The organism is Cyclonatronum sp., assembly GCF_022565315.1.
Lineage (GTDB): Bacteria > Bacteroidota > Rhodothermia > Balneolales > Cyclonatronaceae > Cyclonatronum.
In genome coordinates this window covers 1-15,035 of sequence record NZ_JAIUMX010000002.1, presented here as the reverse complement: position 1 = coordinate 15,035, position 15,035 = coordinate 1, and the positions used below count along the sequence as shown (strand labels likewise).

Here is a 15,035-nt window from a genome sequence, read left to right as displayed (position 1 = left end):
CTTTTTCTGAGCCATTATGAAACAGCCGGGCGTTACCAAAAACCTTAGCCGGACGCTGCCGCAGCTGTTTTGCGGCCAGGCTTTTTTACTGATGCTGGTCCTCGTGCTGCAGCCCGGCCTGTTGCTGGCTCAGGGCTGGTCGAGCGGCGGACCGCTGTCGCCGCTGCAGCAGGGGTTTGACGTAACCTTTTATGACATCCGACTGGAAATCCATCCGGATGAACAGGAAATCTCAGGAGCAGTAACGGCACATGTTTTTGCACTGAAAGAGGGGGTGATGCAGGTAGAGTTCGATCTGGTAAACCATTTTGAGGTAAGCTCGGTGAGCTATGCCGGCTCGGAACTCCCCTTCACCCATGAAAACCACAAACTGATTGTAAATTTGCCGCAGCTGCTTGCAGAGGGAAGGGTGATGCCGCTCGAAATCAGCTATGCGGGGGCACCGCCGGTTGCGGTACGGCCGCCGTGGCAGGGCGGTTTTACTTGGGCGCGCGACAGTGAGCGCCGGCACTGGGTTTCGGTTTCGTGTCAGCTGGAAGGGGCGAAAGTCTGGCTGCCGGCTAAGGATCACCCGACGAGCCGCGCCGACAGTGTCCGCATTGATATCACCGTCCCCAAACCCTATTTCGTGGCATCCAACGGATTGCTTGAACAAACCGAAGCCGTAGATGAAAACCGGCACCGCTTCGTGTGGATGACCCGCTACCCCATCCACAACTACAATATTAACGTAACGATGGGGGTTTTTGAGGAGGTCAGTACGACCTACCTCACTGAAACCGGTGCGGAAATGCCGGTGGTGTTCTATGTGCTTGAGCAGCATGCGCATGAAGGGCCTCAGCTGCTCGAAATGACGCTGCAAAAGCTTGAGCAGCTTCGCGAATATTACGGGGAATACGCCTTCGCCTCTGAAAAATTCGGGTTGGTTCACACGCCCTATCTCGGCATGGAGCATCAGACCATCAACGCTTACGGGAATAATTTTGAGTACACTATTATAGACGACCGGCCCTACGATTGGCTGCTCCTGCACGAAATGGGTCATGAGTGGTGGGGTAATGCCGTAACCGTTCGCGACTGGGCTGATTTCTGGATTCATGAGGGCATCACCACTTTTACGGACGCGCTCTTTTTGTGGGATTTCTACAGCCCGGAAGTTTACTACGATAAAATTGAGGAGTACGTGCGCTTCATCCGGAACCATCAGCCGATAATTCCGGGCACTGATATGACCTCAGCGGAAGTGTACAATCATGATGTGTACTACAAAGGCGCATGGTTTATGCACACCCTTATGCACGTGTTAGGCCGCGAAAGTTTTTTTGTGGCCATGCGTTCGTTTGTGGAAGAAAACCGGTTCGGCTACACCGATACTGCTTCAGTTGAGGCGCATTTGCAGCAGTTTACGGCTCACGATCTCAGCAGCCTGTTCCGGATTTATCTCTACGAAACAGGGCTGCCGCGCTTTGAAACGGAGCAGTCAGAAAACGACCGGCATACCTGGCGGCTGAGGATTTCCGGTGTTGAGGGAAGTCTGCCGGTGCAGATCTGGACTTCTGAGGGGCTAAAGGTGGTGCCAATTAGCGGCGACTGGCTCACTGTTACTTCAGCGATGAGACCGGTCATAGATCCGGGCAGCTGGTACCTGCAGGCAGCTATGTTTGATTAAAAAAATATTTTCAAGGTTAGTCAGTCCGTCTGTTTCGTGTGTTATGGTATCGTACGGAAGTAGTGAAACCGTGGTGACTAGCCATCATTAATATTCGGATAACAATATGATGAACTATTTGCCGCGGTTTTGCTTTTTAGTACAAAATTAATATACAGCTGAGGGAATTATGATTTTCAGAATGAGGTATCAAACGACCGTTTTTCTTCTCCTCTTTTGTTTGGGAGTTTTCAGGCCGCTTACGGCGCAGGACGCCAATCTGATTGTAACTGATGCCTTTCCGGGGGTAAGTGTTTCCGGTATTTTGGGTTTAGAGTCTGCGCCCGGAACAAATGATTTATTTGCGGTTTCACAAAGCGGGATCATTTTCCGGATTGACCGCTCCGGCAGCAGCGCGGTAATTACGCCCTGGCTTGATCTTACTTCTCAGCTTATTTCCGGGGGAGAGCGCGGTTTGCTGGGGTTAGCTTTTGACCCGGAGTTTGAGCAAAACAGGCGTTTTTATGTAAACTACACGATCGCAAGTCCGTTGCGCACGGTCATTTCGCGCTTTGTGACAAATGAAAACGGAATACCTGATTTAGGAAGTGAAGAGCAGCTGCTCATATTCGGGCAGCCTTTTGCCAATCACAACGGCGGGGATATTTCTTTCGGGCCTGACGGCTATCTTTATATCGCCTCAGGCGATGGCGGCAGCGGGGGCGATCCGCAGAACAATGCGCAAAACACAAACAATCTGCTCGGTGCAATGCTCCGGATCGATGTTAGCATAGAAGCGGCCGAGTACGCCATCCCCACTGATAATCCGTTTGCGGATGCCGGCGGGATGCCTGAAATATTTGCATGGGGGCTGAGAAATCCCTGGCGCTTTTCTTTTGACCGGGAATCAGGCGTGTTGTGGACGGGCGATGTGGGTCAGAATGCATGGGAAGCCATCCACATTATTGAGAACGGTAAGAATTACGGGTGGAATATTCTTGAGGGCTCCAATTGCTTCCCGCCGGGCAGTAACTGCAATACTGACGGTCTTGAACTGCCGGTTTTTGAGTACAATCACGATAACGGCGACCGCTCGGTTACGGGCGGATTTGTGTACCGCGGGGTGAAGAACCCGTCGCTCTACGGCCGGTATATTTTTGGTGATTTCATATCAGGCCGCGTTTGGGCGCTTGAGTTTAATGAGGAAAGCTTCGAAGCCATTTCCAACACGGAGCTGATCAATCTTCCGCTAAATATTTCATCTTTTGCGGAGGATAACGACGGCGAGCTGTTTATTCTGGGTTACAGCAACGGACGCATCTTCCGGATTGTGACTACGCCTGAGGCAACGGCCATTACCGAGCCGATGGCAGATGCTACGGTTCAGCCAGCCTTTGAGCTCGTTTGGGAGGATATCGCCGGTGCGGATTTTTATCAGTACGAAATCAGCTCATCAGCCGGTTTCGGGGAGCTTTTGGTATCGGGTGAGTCTGAATCAGGCTCAGTTGCCATCACCCTTGAAGAAAGCGGCCTGAATGTATGGGCACGGGTGCGGCCGGTAAATGAAGCCGGGGAAGCTGCCTGGAGCGAAGCTATTCCGTTTTTTGTGGAGAGCCCGGTGAGTACCGCACCTGCGCCGGAAGTGCCGCGGGAAATTGTGCTGCATCAGAATTATCCGAATCCTTTTAATCCGGTCACTAACATCACTTTCGATTTGCCGGAAACAGCCGAGGTAAGGCTTCAAATATTTGATTCGATGGGGCGGCTGGTTTCGACACTGGTGAATGGTTCTGTGCAGTCAGGCCGACACCAGGTGCGCTTCGATGGCAGTAGTTTTGCAAGCGGTCTTTATTTTGTAAGGCTGCAATCCGATGATTTGGTTCTTACGCATAAAATGACCCTTGTCAAGTAATAATATCTGCCGGAAGCAATGCATTCTAACTATTTGATTCAGAATAAAGTAGGGCTTCAGGAATAGTTCTAATTTCGTAAATTGCAATATTAGAATATCAGCCCTCTTTAATCATCCGCTCCATACGTTATCGTTTTGTTGCCAAAGTAATTAGCTAAACCGCCTTTATACTCACGTAATAGTGCGGTGGTATTTTCAGGTTTGAATCATTCTTGCAATCCGCACGGTCACCGTGTCCGTGTTTAAGTCATCTCACAACAAATAAAAGAACTATGATTAATCATGTTACTGAAAACTTAGGGAAGCGATTCTCCAAGTCTTTTCTATGGCTGATTCCCTTCTTTTTTATGGGTTTTGCCATTCAGGTTCAGGCACAGTACACCGGTTCGGGCGCATTTACGCAGCTAACTGGTATTACTGAGCTTGAAGACGGTTACTACGTTGTAACCAATGCACCGGGAGAGTTTGCCATGAACAGCGCCCATACGGGTACGCTTTTGCCGGAAACCGCAGTATCGCCGGTCGATGGTGTTCTGCAGAATCCGAACATTGCCGATGTATGGCTTATTCAGGCCGATGGTGATTCATGGACCATTTTTAGTGAAGCAACTCAGCGTTTTGTTTCCTACACCGGAAGTTCCAACAACATTCAGGTTGTTGAGGAAGTGACTTCCGATAACCAGCGCTGGGATATCAACTTTACGGATGGTGAGTTTGTGGTAACTAACGCTGCGATCACCACCAGAACGTTGCGTTACAATCCGAGCTCACCACGCTTTGTGGCTTATGCAACCGCTTTTGGACAAAACCTTAGCTTATTCAGGCTTGATGATGATAACGGCGGCGAACCAAATCCGATTGGGGCATTTTCGCTTCTTTCCCCCCCAAACAACACACGCCTACCCGTATTTGAGGGTTCATCTGATGCCGTAACTATCGAATGGGAGGCAGCAGAAGACGCAACCTCCTACACCTGGCTTGCTGTTGCTGCCGGCGGAAACTTCGATACCCCACTTCTTGAATTACCGGCAGATAACGACGGAACTGCAACTACGCTTTCCCTTACATCTGGCGCTATTTTTGATGTTTTGGCCTCCCTTGATATCGATCAGGGTACTGTTGCCAATCTCGTTTGGACGGTGCGCGCATCCGATGGTGAAGAAACACGGCTTGCCACTCAGCAGTGGTCAATCAGTCTGGTTGCACCCGCAATCCTTACTGACATTGAAGCACTTCGCGGTGCTGCCACAGGTAGTACGGTTTATGCAGTAGCTTCTGAGGCTACCTTCATTGGCGGCGATGCCTTCCGGAACACCAAGTTTTTCCAGGATGCCTCCGGATTCGGAATTCAAATTGATGATCAGCCGGGTATCATTTCAACGACATACGACATTGGCGATAACGTAAATCTTCTGCATGGTACGCTTGGTATTTTTCAGGGGCAGCTTCGCCTGACCCCGTTTGTTGATTTTGGTGCGCCCGTTACATCAGGAAATGTAATTGAGCCGCTTGAGCGCACTCTGGGTGAGCTTTCATTCGACGATCAGGCACGGCTGATTGTGGTACGAAATGTAGCTTTTGAAAACGTAGGGCAGGATTTTGGAGGAGGTGGATCCATCACTACGATTACAGACCCGAGTATAGAGGGCTTTACCGGCCGGCATCGTAACGTTTTTGGTGATTCTGACATTACCGGTTCACCAATCCCGGCCGGTGAATGGGATTTAGTATCAATTGTACAGGAAAACAATGCTGGTCTGAATATCGCGGCCCGCAGCCTGGCCGATTTTAGCCCTTCCGATGATGATGAAGACCCTGAGCTTGGAACTTTCAGCCTGCTGAGCCCGCCAAACAATACACGCCTGCCGGTTTTTGAAGGTTCTGATGATGCAGTTGTGATCGAATGGGAAGCTTCTGAAAACGCAACTTCTTACTCCTGGCTTGCAACTGTAGCAGGCGGCAGCTTCGATGAGCCGCTGCTTTCGATTCCTGCTGATAACGATGGCAGTGCAACGACACTGAGCCTCACGAGCGGTGCAATTTTTGATGTGCTTGCTTCACTCGACATCGATCAGGGCGCAGTAGCGAACCTGGTGTGGACCGTTGAAGCTTCAGCTGATGAGATTACCCGTCTTGCTGAGCAGCAGTGGAACATCAGCCTTGTTGCTCCTGTGGTAGTAGCTGATATTGAAGCCCTTCGCAGTTCAGAAACCGGCAGCACTATCTATGCCGTTGCTGGTGAAGCAACCTTCACTGCGGCTGACAGCTTCCGGAACACAAAGTTTTTCCAGGACGCCTCCGGCTTTGGTATTCAGATTGATGATCAGCCCGGTATTATCTCAACCGTGTATGAGGCCGGTGATAATGTTAACCTGTTGCACGGAACACTTGCAATTTTCCAGGGACAGTTAAGACTGACCCCATTTGTGGATTATGGTGCACCGGTATCTTCAGGTAATGTTGTGGAGCCTGCAGAGCGAACGCTTGCTGATCTTTCATTTGATGACCAGGCACTTCTGATTGTAGTTCGAAATGTTTCTTTCGAAAACGCAGGTCAGAATTTCGGCGGCGGTGGCTCAATAACGCCGATTACCGATCCAAGTATTGAAGGCTTTACCGGGCGCCATCGTAATGTATTCGGCGGATCAGATATCACAGGATCCGAAATTCCTGCCGGTGAATGGGATATCGTATCCATCGTTCAGGAAAACAATGCTGGTCTGAATATTGCAGCCCGAAATCTGGCCGATTTCAGCCCGTCTGAAGCCGCAATTGCAGGTTTCGACCTCCTCGCTCCTGCTGATGGTACTGCGCTTGTAACATCTGGTGACGACGAAACCGAAGTCGTTATCGAGTGGGAAACCGCCGAAGGTGCTGAAAGCTACACCTGGCTTGCTGTTTTAGCCGGTGGTGATTTTGCAGAGCCGCTGCTCGCTGTTCCTGCTGATAATGACGGTACTGCTACAACGCTTACGGTAACTGTAGCTGCCCTCGACGGCATTCTTGCTGACCTTGGTATAGAGGAAGGCGGCGTAGCTAACCTGCAGTGGACTGTGCGTGCCGAAGCCGGCGACGACAGCCGCCTCGCAAACAGCCCGTTTGCCATTACCCTTGAGCGTGCAACCGAACTGCCGGTACCCGGAGCGTTTAATCTCTTAAGTCCGCCGAATAATACGCAGCTTTTTGTTTTCGAAAACGACCCTGAACTCATCGTTGTGGAATGGGAAGCGAGCGAAAACGCGCAGACCTACACTTGGCTTGGTACCGTACCCGGCGAAGGTTTTGACGATCCCGTACTTGCTCTGCCTTCTGATGAAGACGGCACCGCTACAACCCTTTCGATTACAAGCGGCGATGCATACGAGGTGTTGCTTTCGCTTGGTTTCGAGCCGGGAGGTAGTGTTATCATTGAATGGACCGTACAAGCTGAAAACGAAGAACTCACCCGCCTTGCCAATGAAAGCCGGACTCTGTTTGTTGATATCCCCATTGATGCCACCCTGAATGAAGCCCGCGAGCTTCCTCTTGGTACTGTGGTGCGCACAACCGGTATTGTTACAACTCCCGATTTCGGTTTCAACGCGGCTGAGTTTTACATGCAGGATGAAGACGGCGGGATGAAAGTCCGCTGGCCCGGCTTCGGCGGCGGTAACACTGATACCCCGTTCGCCGCAGGTCAGGAAGTTGAACTTATCGGCTTCATGGCTGACCGTTTCCAGGAAATCCTGATTCAGCCCTTGGAATTCGACGTTCTTTCTGAAGACAACCCGCTTCCCGAGGCAAACCCGATTACCGACTACCAGAGCCAGTGGCTGTTCGACGGCGCGGATCAGGGCCGCCGGGTAACCATTCAGGAAGTTTCGCTGGTTGACCCGAGTCAGTGGCCGACTGAGCCGATTCCGGGCGGCAGCGGTTTAACGGTTCAGGCTATTGATGCCGAAGGCAACCTGTACGACATCCGCATTGACCGCGGTGAGTCTGAGTTTGATGGCAGCCCGGTACCGCCGGCCGTTTTCAACCTCTCAGGTGTACTTGGCCGCTTTAACGAAGAAGCGCAGCTTTTCCCGTTCTTCCTGTTCGAGCTGGAAGAGCCAACCATCGCCCCGCGCGTTCAGATCATCCACAACGCAGCCGACCCGGCCCTTGCCCTGGTTGATGTGTATGTTGACGGCGAGCTGCTCTTCGGCGACGTGCCGTTCCGCGGCGCAACTGCGTTCTTCGATGCGCCCACGGAGTTTACTGTGAGCCTCACCGCTGCCGGTGCAGACCTCGAAGATGCCGTATTCGAAGCGGAAGTTGAACTCGACGGCGGCGAATCGTACTACGTGATTGCACAGGGTGTGCTCGACCCGGCGGCGTTCGACCCGAACCCGAACGGCGTAAGCACCGCCTTCACCCTTGATGTAATTCAGGGTGCCATTGAAGGCGCTGACAGCAGCACCTCCTTCGAGTTCCTCATCTACCACGGCGTAACCGATGCGCCTGCCGTTGATGTGGTAGCCCGCGACATCGCCGTACTGGCCGATAACCTCGCCTACACCGATGTTACCGAGTTCTTTATCGAAGTGCCGGCTGATGCCTACACCCTCGATGTAAACCTTGCCGGTACCCAAACCACCGTGTTCAGCTTCGAAGCCGACCTTTCAATGTTCGGCGGCCGCTCAGCGGTTCTACTTGCAAGCGGTTTCCTCGATGCATCACAGGGCGAAAGTTTCGGCCTGCTTGCCGTACTCGATACGGGCGACGTGGCCTTCCTCAACCCGACAACCAGCCTCGGCCCGATTGACGGCGTACCGGCTGAGTTCGAGCTGAGCCAGAACTACCCGAACCCGTTCAACCCGACCACGCAAATCCGCTATGCACTTCCCGAAGCCGCTGATGTGCGCCTCGAAGTATTCAACATTGCGGGGCAGCGCGTAGCCGTTCTCGTAAACGGTCAGCAGCCGGCCGGTGTGCACAGCGTCACCTTCGACGCCAGCCGCTTCTCCAGCGGCGTGTACCTGTACCGCCTGCAGGCAGGCAGCTTCCAGCAGGTCAATAAGATGATGCTTGTGAAGTAACCCCTGCAACATCTGTGTGTTTTTTAGGGTGATGCGCTCACAAATCGCATCACCCGCCACACCACAAGAAAGCGCCGGAGGAATTTTCCTTCGGCGCTTTTTTTATTGAGTGAAGGGCTCAATGCCCTGAAATGAAATCGGGGGTGAGGCCCTCTTGGGTCAGGGGTATCACACCGAATTTCCGGGGGGGGACGTTAACCCGGCTGAGTTCGGAACGAGAAGCACAAATGGGATATCAGGCTTCATTCAGGCCCCGTAGGAAGGATCACCGGCAAGTTTCTGGTGATGTACATGAGCCCGGATTCAGGTCCCAGAACCCATCACCCTACAAAAAAACGCCGCTGCGAACAGGCCGCAACGGCGTTTTGAATATTTGGGAGCGGGATTCGGGCCGGAAACCCATCCCCCGAAAAGAAACTACGCTACTTCTTCGCCTTTCCGGAGCATGGTTTCGAGCACGTTTGCACCGGGAATCCAGGGGTTGCTGTAGAGGCGTTTGGCGTGCACGGTTTTCATGCTTTCAAGCAGCGGCAGCTCAGCGGCGGCGCGCTGAAGTAGCAGCGGATCGGTGACTTCGGCCGCAGACATGCTCTGATTTGCAATCCAGGCCCAGGGCTCGATGCCGGAGCGGCGGAGGTCGGCCTGAAGTTTTGCGGCCTCAGAAATCGGGGTTGTTTCGGGTAGGGCTACAATAAGCAGGCGCGCGTATTCGGGATCCTGCAGGTACATGTAGGGCGTTTTGAGGCGGGAGGCGTCCATGCCAGTGTTGCGCAGCACTTCCTTGTGGTAGCTGCCCGTAGTGTCGAGCAGGAGCAGGGTGTGCCCGGTCGGGGCGGTATCCATCACCACAAATTTGCGCTTGGCTTCATGGATGGCTTTCGAAAAAGCCTGGAAAACCGCGACTTCTTCGGTACAGGGCGATTCGAGGTCCTCGCGCAGAAGCCTGAGTTCTTCCTCGGTTTTGCCCTTGCCGCGCTGTTTCAGCACTTTTTCGATGTAGGCCTTTTTCTCGGCATGCGGGTCGATGCGGTCAACCAAAATGTTTTCGGGCAGGGTGATATCCCCGATCTGATCGAGCAGGTGGGCCGCCGGATCGGTTGTGGTGAGGTGCACCGGGTAGCCGCGCTGCGCCAGCTTGAGGGCGATGGCCGCCGCAAGCGTGGTTTTGCCGACGCCGCCCTTGCCCATGGTCATGATGAGGCCGGCATCTTTTCCGTTGGTGAGGTCATCAACGAGGGCATCTACATCGGGCAGGCTGCTTTCGTGTGTAGCCGGTGCGGTTTCGCCGATATCAGCCAGAATCGCAGCTTTGTCGAGCGGCTCAAAAACGGTGCGAAGGCGGCCGAGGCCGAGCAGGTTGTACGGCCGGAGCGGAAACACGAGCTGCCGCAGGCCTTTAAGGCGTGCCGGCATGTTCGCCAGGGTTTCATCGGCCATGGCTTTCATTTCGCGGGCAAAAGGGTCGGACTCATCAACCGGTTCAAAGTAGCCGTTGATGAGCAGCAGCTGATTGGCGAGGCCCATTTCTTCGAGTTCGAGTCCGGAGCGGTTGGCTTCGCGCAGGGCGGAGGTATCGGGACGGGTTACGAGGTAAATGGTGGTGGCGTCTTTATCTTTGAGGCGGTCAACGACTTTCTGATAGCGCTCCTGACTCGTTTTGAGCGCTGATGACGGCCCGATACAGGAGGCGCCGTCGGGGTTTGACTCGATGAAGCTGCTCCAGGCCTCGGGCAGTTCGAGCAGGCGCAGGGTGTGCCCGGTGGGGGCGGTGTCGAAAATGATGACGTCGTAGGGCTGCTCCTCGCCGTCGCCGGCAACGTAGCGCGCGAATTCGTCGAAAGCTGCAATCTCGGTAGTACAGGCACCGGAGAGCTCCTCGCGGATGCGGTTCAGGTCGTACTCGGGCAGGATGTCCTCAAGCGGGGAAATAACCCGCTGCCGGTAGGCTTCAGCTGACGCTTCAGGGTCGATATTTACGGCGTGCAGGTTTTGGATGCCGTTTACCGGCGTAATCTTCTCTGCGATGTCGGTTTCGAGCACATCCTTAAGGTTGGAGGCGGGATCGGTGCTGATAAGCAGCACGCGATGCCCTTCGTCGGCCAGTTTAACGGCAGTGGCACTTGCGAGCGATGTTTTGCCAACCCCGCCTTTACCGGTGAAAAAAATGTAGGGGGTTATGTTGGGTAACATATTGATTTTATTTGGTGTGAAAAAGATTGAAGGATAGCGGTATCGGGCCGGGTGTTAGCAGCAACCGCCGCCGGGGGTGCAGCAGCTTCCGGAGGAATTACCGGCACCAAGCAGCTGATTGGCTGTGTTTACAATAACTGAAATTCGGCGCTGTGCTTTGTTGAGGCCGGCCTGCATGGCGTTGGCCATATCCTGAGAGGTAAGCCCGGCCGACTCGCCCGCTTCAAAAGCGATTACCAAATCTGCTTCCGTGCCGTGCGCAACGGCTGCCTCGATATCTTCAAGAAGTTTGCTGAGGTTGGGGGCTTCATTTCCGGGCTGTGTTATTTCCGCTTGCTGTGGCAGTGCGAGAGCGGACATTTCATCCCGGCTTGGGTAGCGGCCTTCGGCAACGATTTTGCCGTTCACCACAATTAGCGGCAGGATGGAGGCGCCGTCATTTTTGAGGCGGCTGAGCACTTCGGGCTGCTCTTTGAAGGCGAGCGGCTCCTGACCGAGATTAAACCGCTGTATATCAATGCCCTGCGATTTGAGCCATTTTACGTCGGCAGCGAAATTTACGAGTGCTTCATCTACATCGGAGCCGCAAACGCCGGTGCTGCAGCACATGGCCGGATCATATACCTGAATGAGCGTTTGGAGGGTTGTTGAGTCGTTCATCATTTTCGGAGGGGGATGGTGTTGAGGTTGTGCGTTCAGTTTGTATTTATCGTATATCGTAAAAATACGATGAATAAAGACGAAGTCAAATTCTTTTTTCGGGAGGGGGGGCTAAACACAGCTCAGCAGCATACGCGGCTTAAATCGGAGGAGATGCTGCTCAGGTGCTGCTGAAGCTCACGGATGCCGTCGGGGTTGAGGCAGTAGCTCACACGCGTGCCTTCCACTTCCCCCCGGATAAGCCCGGCCTGTTTAAGGGCTTTGAGGTGCTGCGAAACCGTTGACTGTGCCATGGGCAGCAGATCGGTGATGTCGCCGCAGAAGCAGGTGTTGCGGGCTGCGAGAATTTTGAGGATGGCTACCCGTGCAGGATGGCCAAGCGCTTTGGCTATTTCAGCAAGGCGTTTGGTTTCGGGCGCGTCAATTGATACGGCGTAGAGCATTGGTGAGCAGCAGAAATGAGAGTGATAATGGATTAGATTAATGTAATCGTAATATTACGATAAAACAAGACTGATTGGCTAACTTTGAAAAGATTGCGTTCGCCGGGCAGGTGTTAAGTTGAATTCCTATATTCGCTTAACAGCTTTACACCGAGTTGCGCCGGAAATACCGGGGTATGTGTAAACCAAACATAGTAATTGGGTTATCGAAATGTCAGATGAGTTAAACAGTCAGCGGGTTGGCGGTGATTTTATTTCATCCAACAGCTGCTCCATTACCAATAGCAGCCGCTTTATGCTGGAATTGCGGCCTGACGGCAATCCTGGCAGCAGGCTTGCGGCAGGAGACAGAACCAGCATAGCAGTCAGGTCCACAGTTGAAATCATTGCTTTCGGAACAGACCGGATCGGTGTCCGAACGGCTTCTACTTTTTCGGAAACAGGCAGAAGTGCCTCTTTGGGGAGCGTTACGCTGCAGTTTCGCCGAACGCAGCCAAACAGGCCAAAAGTCGGCGATATTGAGATCATAAACCCGCCTGATTAATCAGGGGGCACGTAACTTGATTCTGCCAATTAATTATTTTTGAGTGATGAATAAATCAGGTAATATGAAATTCATAATTGCACGAAAATTAGTGGCTTAGAATGGATTAAATGCAGGGAATGATCCGATTAAAAAAAACGGAATTGAAACAGCGCTGCACCAGACTTTCTGTCTGCTTGCTGTGCTGTATTTTTTTAGGGAATATGCAGAAAGCCGTAATGGCGGCATCAGAGGCTGACCGGCTGGGTTTTCCGCTCATCACGAATTACGGAACAGATGTTTACGGGCAGCATATTCAGAATTGGGGCTTTGAATCTGATACCGATGGAAATCTGCTGGTTGCCAATCAGGGGGGGCTGATGATTTACGACGGTGAGCGCTGGCTTCATTTTCTGATTCCGAATGCCAGCACGTTTTCGGTAAAACATGCTTCTGATGGTAATATTTATTTGGGCGGTAATAATGAAATCGGTATGGTTCGGCCGGTTGATGTAATGGCACCTCCAAGTACGGGGCTCAGAAGTTATGAAAGCCTGAGCGGGCTTATAAGCCCTGATAAGCGCATCGGTACCGTTTGGGCAGTTGAAGAGCACGAGGGGCGTATTTTTTTTATGGCTGAACGCTACCTCATCGTATTGGAAGAGGGTGAAATTGAGTTATTTCCTGCGCCGGCTTTTTTCGTACGTATGGCGCTTACCCGTGAGGGAATAATCGTTTACGACAGGGAACACAAATTTATGCAGTTCAGAGATGGCGGACTGCACAGTTGGAATCCGGCGGGTATTGAGCAGATGCGGGGATTTCGGGGGTACACAGCTTTGGAGGAACTGGATTTGTTCTGCGACCCGGGCAGCTGCTATGTGTACGACGGTTTCGAAATGCGATCCTGGCAAACAAGCCCTTCCGATATTCTTTCGGATGTTCAGATCAGCAACCTGATAACCCTGGGCGACGGCAGCGTTATGCTGGCTACGCGGCGGAGCGGCCTTATTCATCTCAGTGCGCAGGCTGAGCTTTTGCGCATCATTAATACAGAAACGGGACTGATACACAACACGGTTTACGGCTTGCATGAGGATACGTGGGGAAGTATTTGGGCAGCAACCCTTAACGGAATATCGCGGGTAGATGCATCCCTTCCGCTGCGTATATTTGACAAGCGTTCAGGTCTGGAATCGTTGGTGCAGCGTATGCTAATGTTTGAGGGAGAGTTTTATGTTTTCACTCAATCCGGCATAAAAAAAATGACACCTTCAGGAATCTTTACAGAGGTGTCCCGGCAGCCCGATTGTAACCGATACACAAAGCATCAGGGTGTGTTATACCTGCGATGTCAGGGTGATCTTTTTATGCTCCGAAACGGTGAATTGAACCGATTTCCTTCTTTTACCGCCGTTAACTCTGTGAGTGAGTGGGATGAGCACCGGCTTTTAATGGCCACAGATGCCGGGCTGGTACTGGTAAAAACTGAAAATGGTGTACTGCAGCCCGAAACAACCCGATCCGTTTTTACTGACGAGGAACTTTCCGGAAGCATTAATAACATGATCCGTGATCCGCGCGGCTGGCTTTGGGTGGGCAGCGAAAACGCGGGCCTGTATCAGTTTGAAACCGGAGAAGCCAACGGTGAGCCTTCACTCACACTTGTTCAGCGACATTTCACCGAAGCCCGAAACCTGCGGCGGCTGGTTAGGGTGCTCCCAAAAGTTCTGCAGGGTGAGCCATCATTTTTGACCTGGGGTTACGGGGTGATGCGCTTCAATGCCGAAACCGGTGAAATGGAGTCTGTTCCTGAATGGGGGGAGTTCTTCAGCAGTGAAGAGCATCAGTTTTTTTGGGCCTCAGAGGACCCGCAGGGAAATATCTGGTGGCGGGCTGCCGGCGGATACCGCGGGCTGCTGCAAACCGGGTCGGGGCAGCTTGCCGAATACACCGGGGTGCTGAATCTGGTACCGGGCTTTCAGTCGAATTACCTTACAACCGACCCGAACGGTCAGCTTTGGATCAGCACGGAAGAAGGCCTAATCCGGTATGTGCCGCAACATAATTTTGATGCATCACGGCCCTTTAACGTACAGCTTTACCGCCTCTTTCGCGACGGGGTGCAGCAGTTTCGCGGTGAGCTGCAGGAGATGCGCCCGGTTTTTCCTTTCTCCAAAAGTTTGATGCGGTTCCTGTGGTCGTCAAATACGTTCATGGGCTCAAACCAATACCGGGTAAAACTGGCAGGTTTTGATGCCGACTGGACCCCGTGGTCAGCTGAAACCCAGCGCGATTTTACAAGCCTGCCTGAAGGCCGCTATGAATTTGTAATTCAGGCACGAAATGCCTTCGGTGGTATTTCAACCTCTGAGCCTTTCATTTTTACCGTTTTGCCGCCCTGGCACCGTAGCTGGTGGGCTTATCTGCTGTACCTTGGCGCGATTGGCAGCCTGTTTTACATCGGCTTCACCATTCGCTTAAAAAAATTAACCCGCGAGTATCAGATGCGGAACCGCATTTCGGCCGATCTGCACGACGAAGTGAGCGCTACCCTCAGCAGCATCAGCTTTTTTGCACAGGCCATTGCCTCTGGCCG

Annotated in this window: 8 protein-coding genes; 5 read left to right on the top strand and 3 right to left on the bottom strand. The window is 52.7% G+C overall.

Going from position 1 to position 15,035, the window contains the following annotated elements:
- Positions 1 to 16 precede the first annotated feature (16 nt).
- The 3 genes from LAT75_RS00650 to LAT75_RS00640 all read left to right on the top strand — a co-directional run bounded on the left by LAT75_RS00650 (position 17) and on the right by LAT75_RS00640 (position 8,620).
- Positions 17 to 1,669: a M1 family metallopeptidase gene (locus LAT75_RS00650; RefSeq protein ID WP_291480679.1), complete on the top strand. Its 1,653-nt coding sequence runs from the start codon at positions 17 to 19 to the stop codon at positions 1,667 to 1,669.
- A gap of 169 nt (positions 1,670 to 1,838) precedes the next feature.
- Positions 1,839 to 3,560 (top strand): PQQ-dependent sugar dehydrogenase, encoded by a 1,722-nt coding sequence (locus LAT75_RS00645; RefSeq protein WP_291480678.1) that lies wholly within the window; start codon positions 1,839 to 1,841, stop codon positions 3,558 to 3,560.
- A gap of 272 nt (positions 3,561 to 3,832) precedes the next feature.
- A complete protein-coding gene (locus tag LAT75_RS00640) occupies positions 3,833 to 8,620 on the top strand; it encodes a SusE domain-containing protein (protein WP_291480677.1) in 4,788 nt (1,595 codons plus the stop codon).
- Between the two features lie 417 nt (positions 8,621 to 9,037).
- Here LAT75_RS00640 and arsA read toward each other — a convergent pair whose 3' ends face one another.
- The 3 genes from arsA to LAT75_RS00625 all read right to left on the bottom strand — a co-directional run bounded on the left by arsA (position 9,038) and on the right by LAT75_RS00625 (position 11,913).
- Complete coding sequence (gene arsA, locus LAT75_RS00635; RefSeq protein ID WP_291480676.1) at positions 9,038 to 10,810, bottom strand: arsenical pump-driving ATPase; 1,773 nt, start codon at positions 10,808 to 10,810, stop codon at positions 9,038 to 9,040.
- Between the two features lie 54 nt (positions 10,811 to 10,864).
- The gene (arsD, locus tag LAT75_RS00630; RefSeq protein ID WP_291480675.1) at positions 10,865 to 11,473 is read right to left on the bottom strand and encodes an arsenite efflux transporter metallochaperone ArsD; all 609 of its coding nucleotides are present in this window, start codon (positions 11,471 to 11,473) and stop codon (positions 10,865 to 10,867) included.
- A 119-nt stretch (positions 11,474 to 11,592) separates the two neighbouring features.
- The gene (locus tag LAT75_RS00625) at positions 11,593 to 11,913 is read right to left on the bottom strand and encodes a metalloregulator ArsR/SmtB family transcription factor (RefSeq protein ID WP_291480674.1); all 321 of its coding nucleotides are present in this window, start codon (positions 11,911 to 11,913) and stop codon (positions 11,593 to 11,595) included.
- Between the two features lie 211 nt (positions 11,914 to 12,124).
- Between LAT75_RS00625 and LAT75_RS00620 the strand changes: the two genes are divergently transcribed.
- Both LAT75_RS00620 and LAT75_RS00615 read left to right on the top strand, forming a co-directional pair.
- Positions 12,125 to 12,457 carry a hypothetical protein gene (locus LAT75_RS00620; protein WP_291480673.1) on the top strand — a complete coding sequence of 111 codons (333 nt, stop codon included), beginning with the start codon at positions 12,125 to 12,127 and terminating at the stop codon, positions 12,455 to 12,457.
- 218 nt (positions 12,458 to 12,675) lie between these two features.
- Positions 12,676 to 15,035 (top strand): hypothetical protein (locus tag LAT75_RS00615; protein WP_291480672.1); only part of this gene is annotated, 2,360 nt, incomplete at its 3' end.

What these genes read in the sequence shown, in the direction of transcription:
- LAT75_RS00640 (WP_291480677.1), top strand. Translation starts at nt 3,833, where the DNA reads ATGATTAATCATGTTACTGAAAACTTAGGGAAGCGATTCTCCAAGTCT.
- LAT75_RS00645 (WP_291480678.1), top strand. Translation starts at nt 1,839, where the DNA reads ATGATTTTCAGAATGAGGTATCAAACGACCGTTTTTCTTCTCCTCTTT.
- arsD (WP_291480675.1), bottom strand. Translation starts at nt 11,473, where the DNA reads ATGATGAACGACTCAACAACCCTCCAAACGCTCATTCAGGTATATGAT.
- LAT75_RS00625 (WP_291480674.1), bottom strand. Translation starts at nt 11,913, where the DNA reads ATGCTCTACGCCGTATCAATTGACGCGCCCGAAACCAAACGCCTTGCT.
- arsA (WP_291480676.1), bottom strand. Translation starts at nt 10,810, where the DNA reads ATGTTACCCAACATAACCCCCTACATTTTTTTCACCGGTAAAGGCGGG.
- LAT75_RS00650 (WP_291480679.1), top strand. Translation starts at nt 17, where the DNA reads ATGAAACAGCCGGGCGTTACCAAAAACCTTAGCCGGACGCTGCCGCAG.
- LAT75_RS00620 (WP_291480673.1), top strand. Translation starts at nt 12,125, where the DNA reads ATGTCAGATGAGTTAAACAGTCAGCGGGTTGGCGGTGATTTTATTTCA.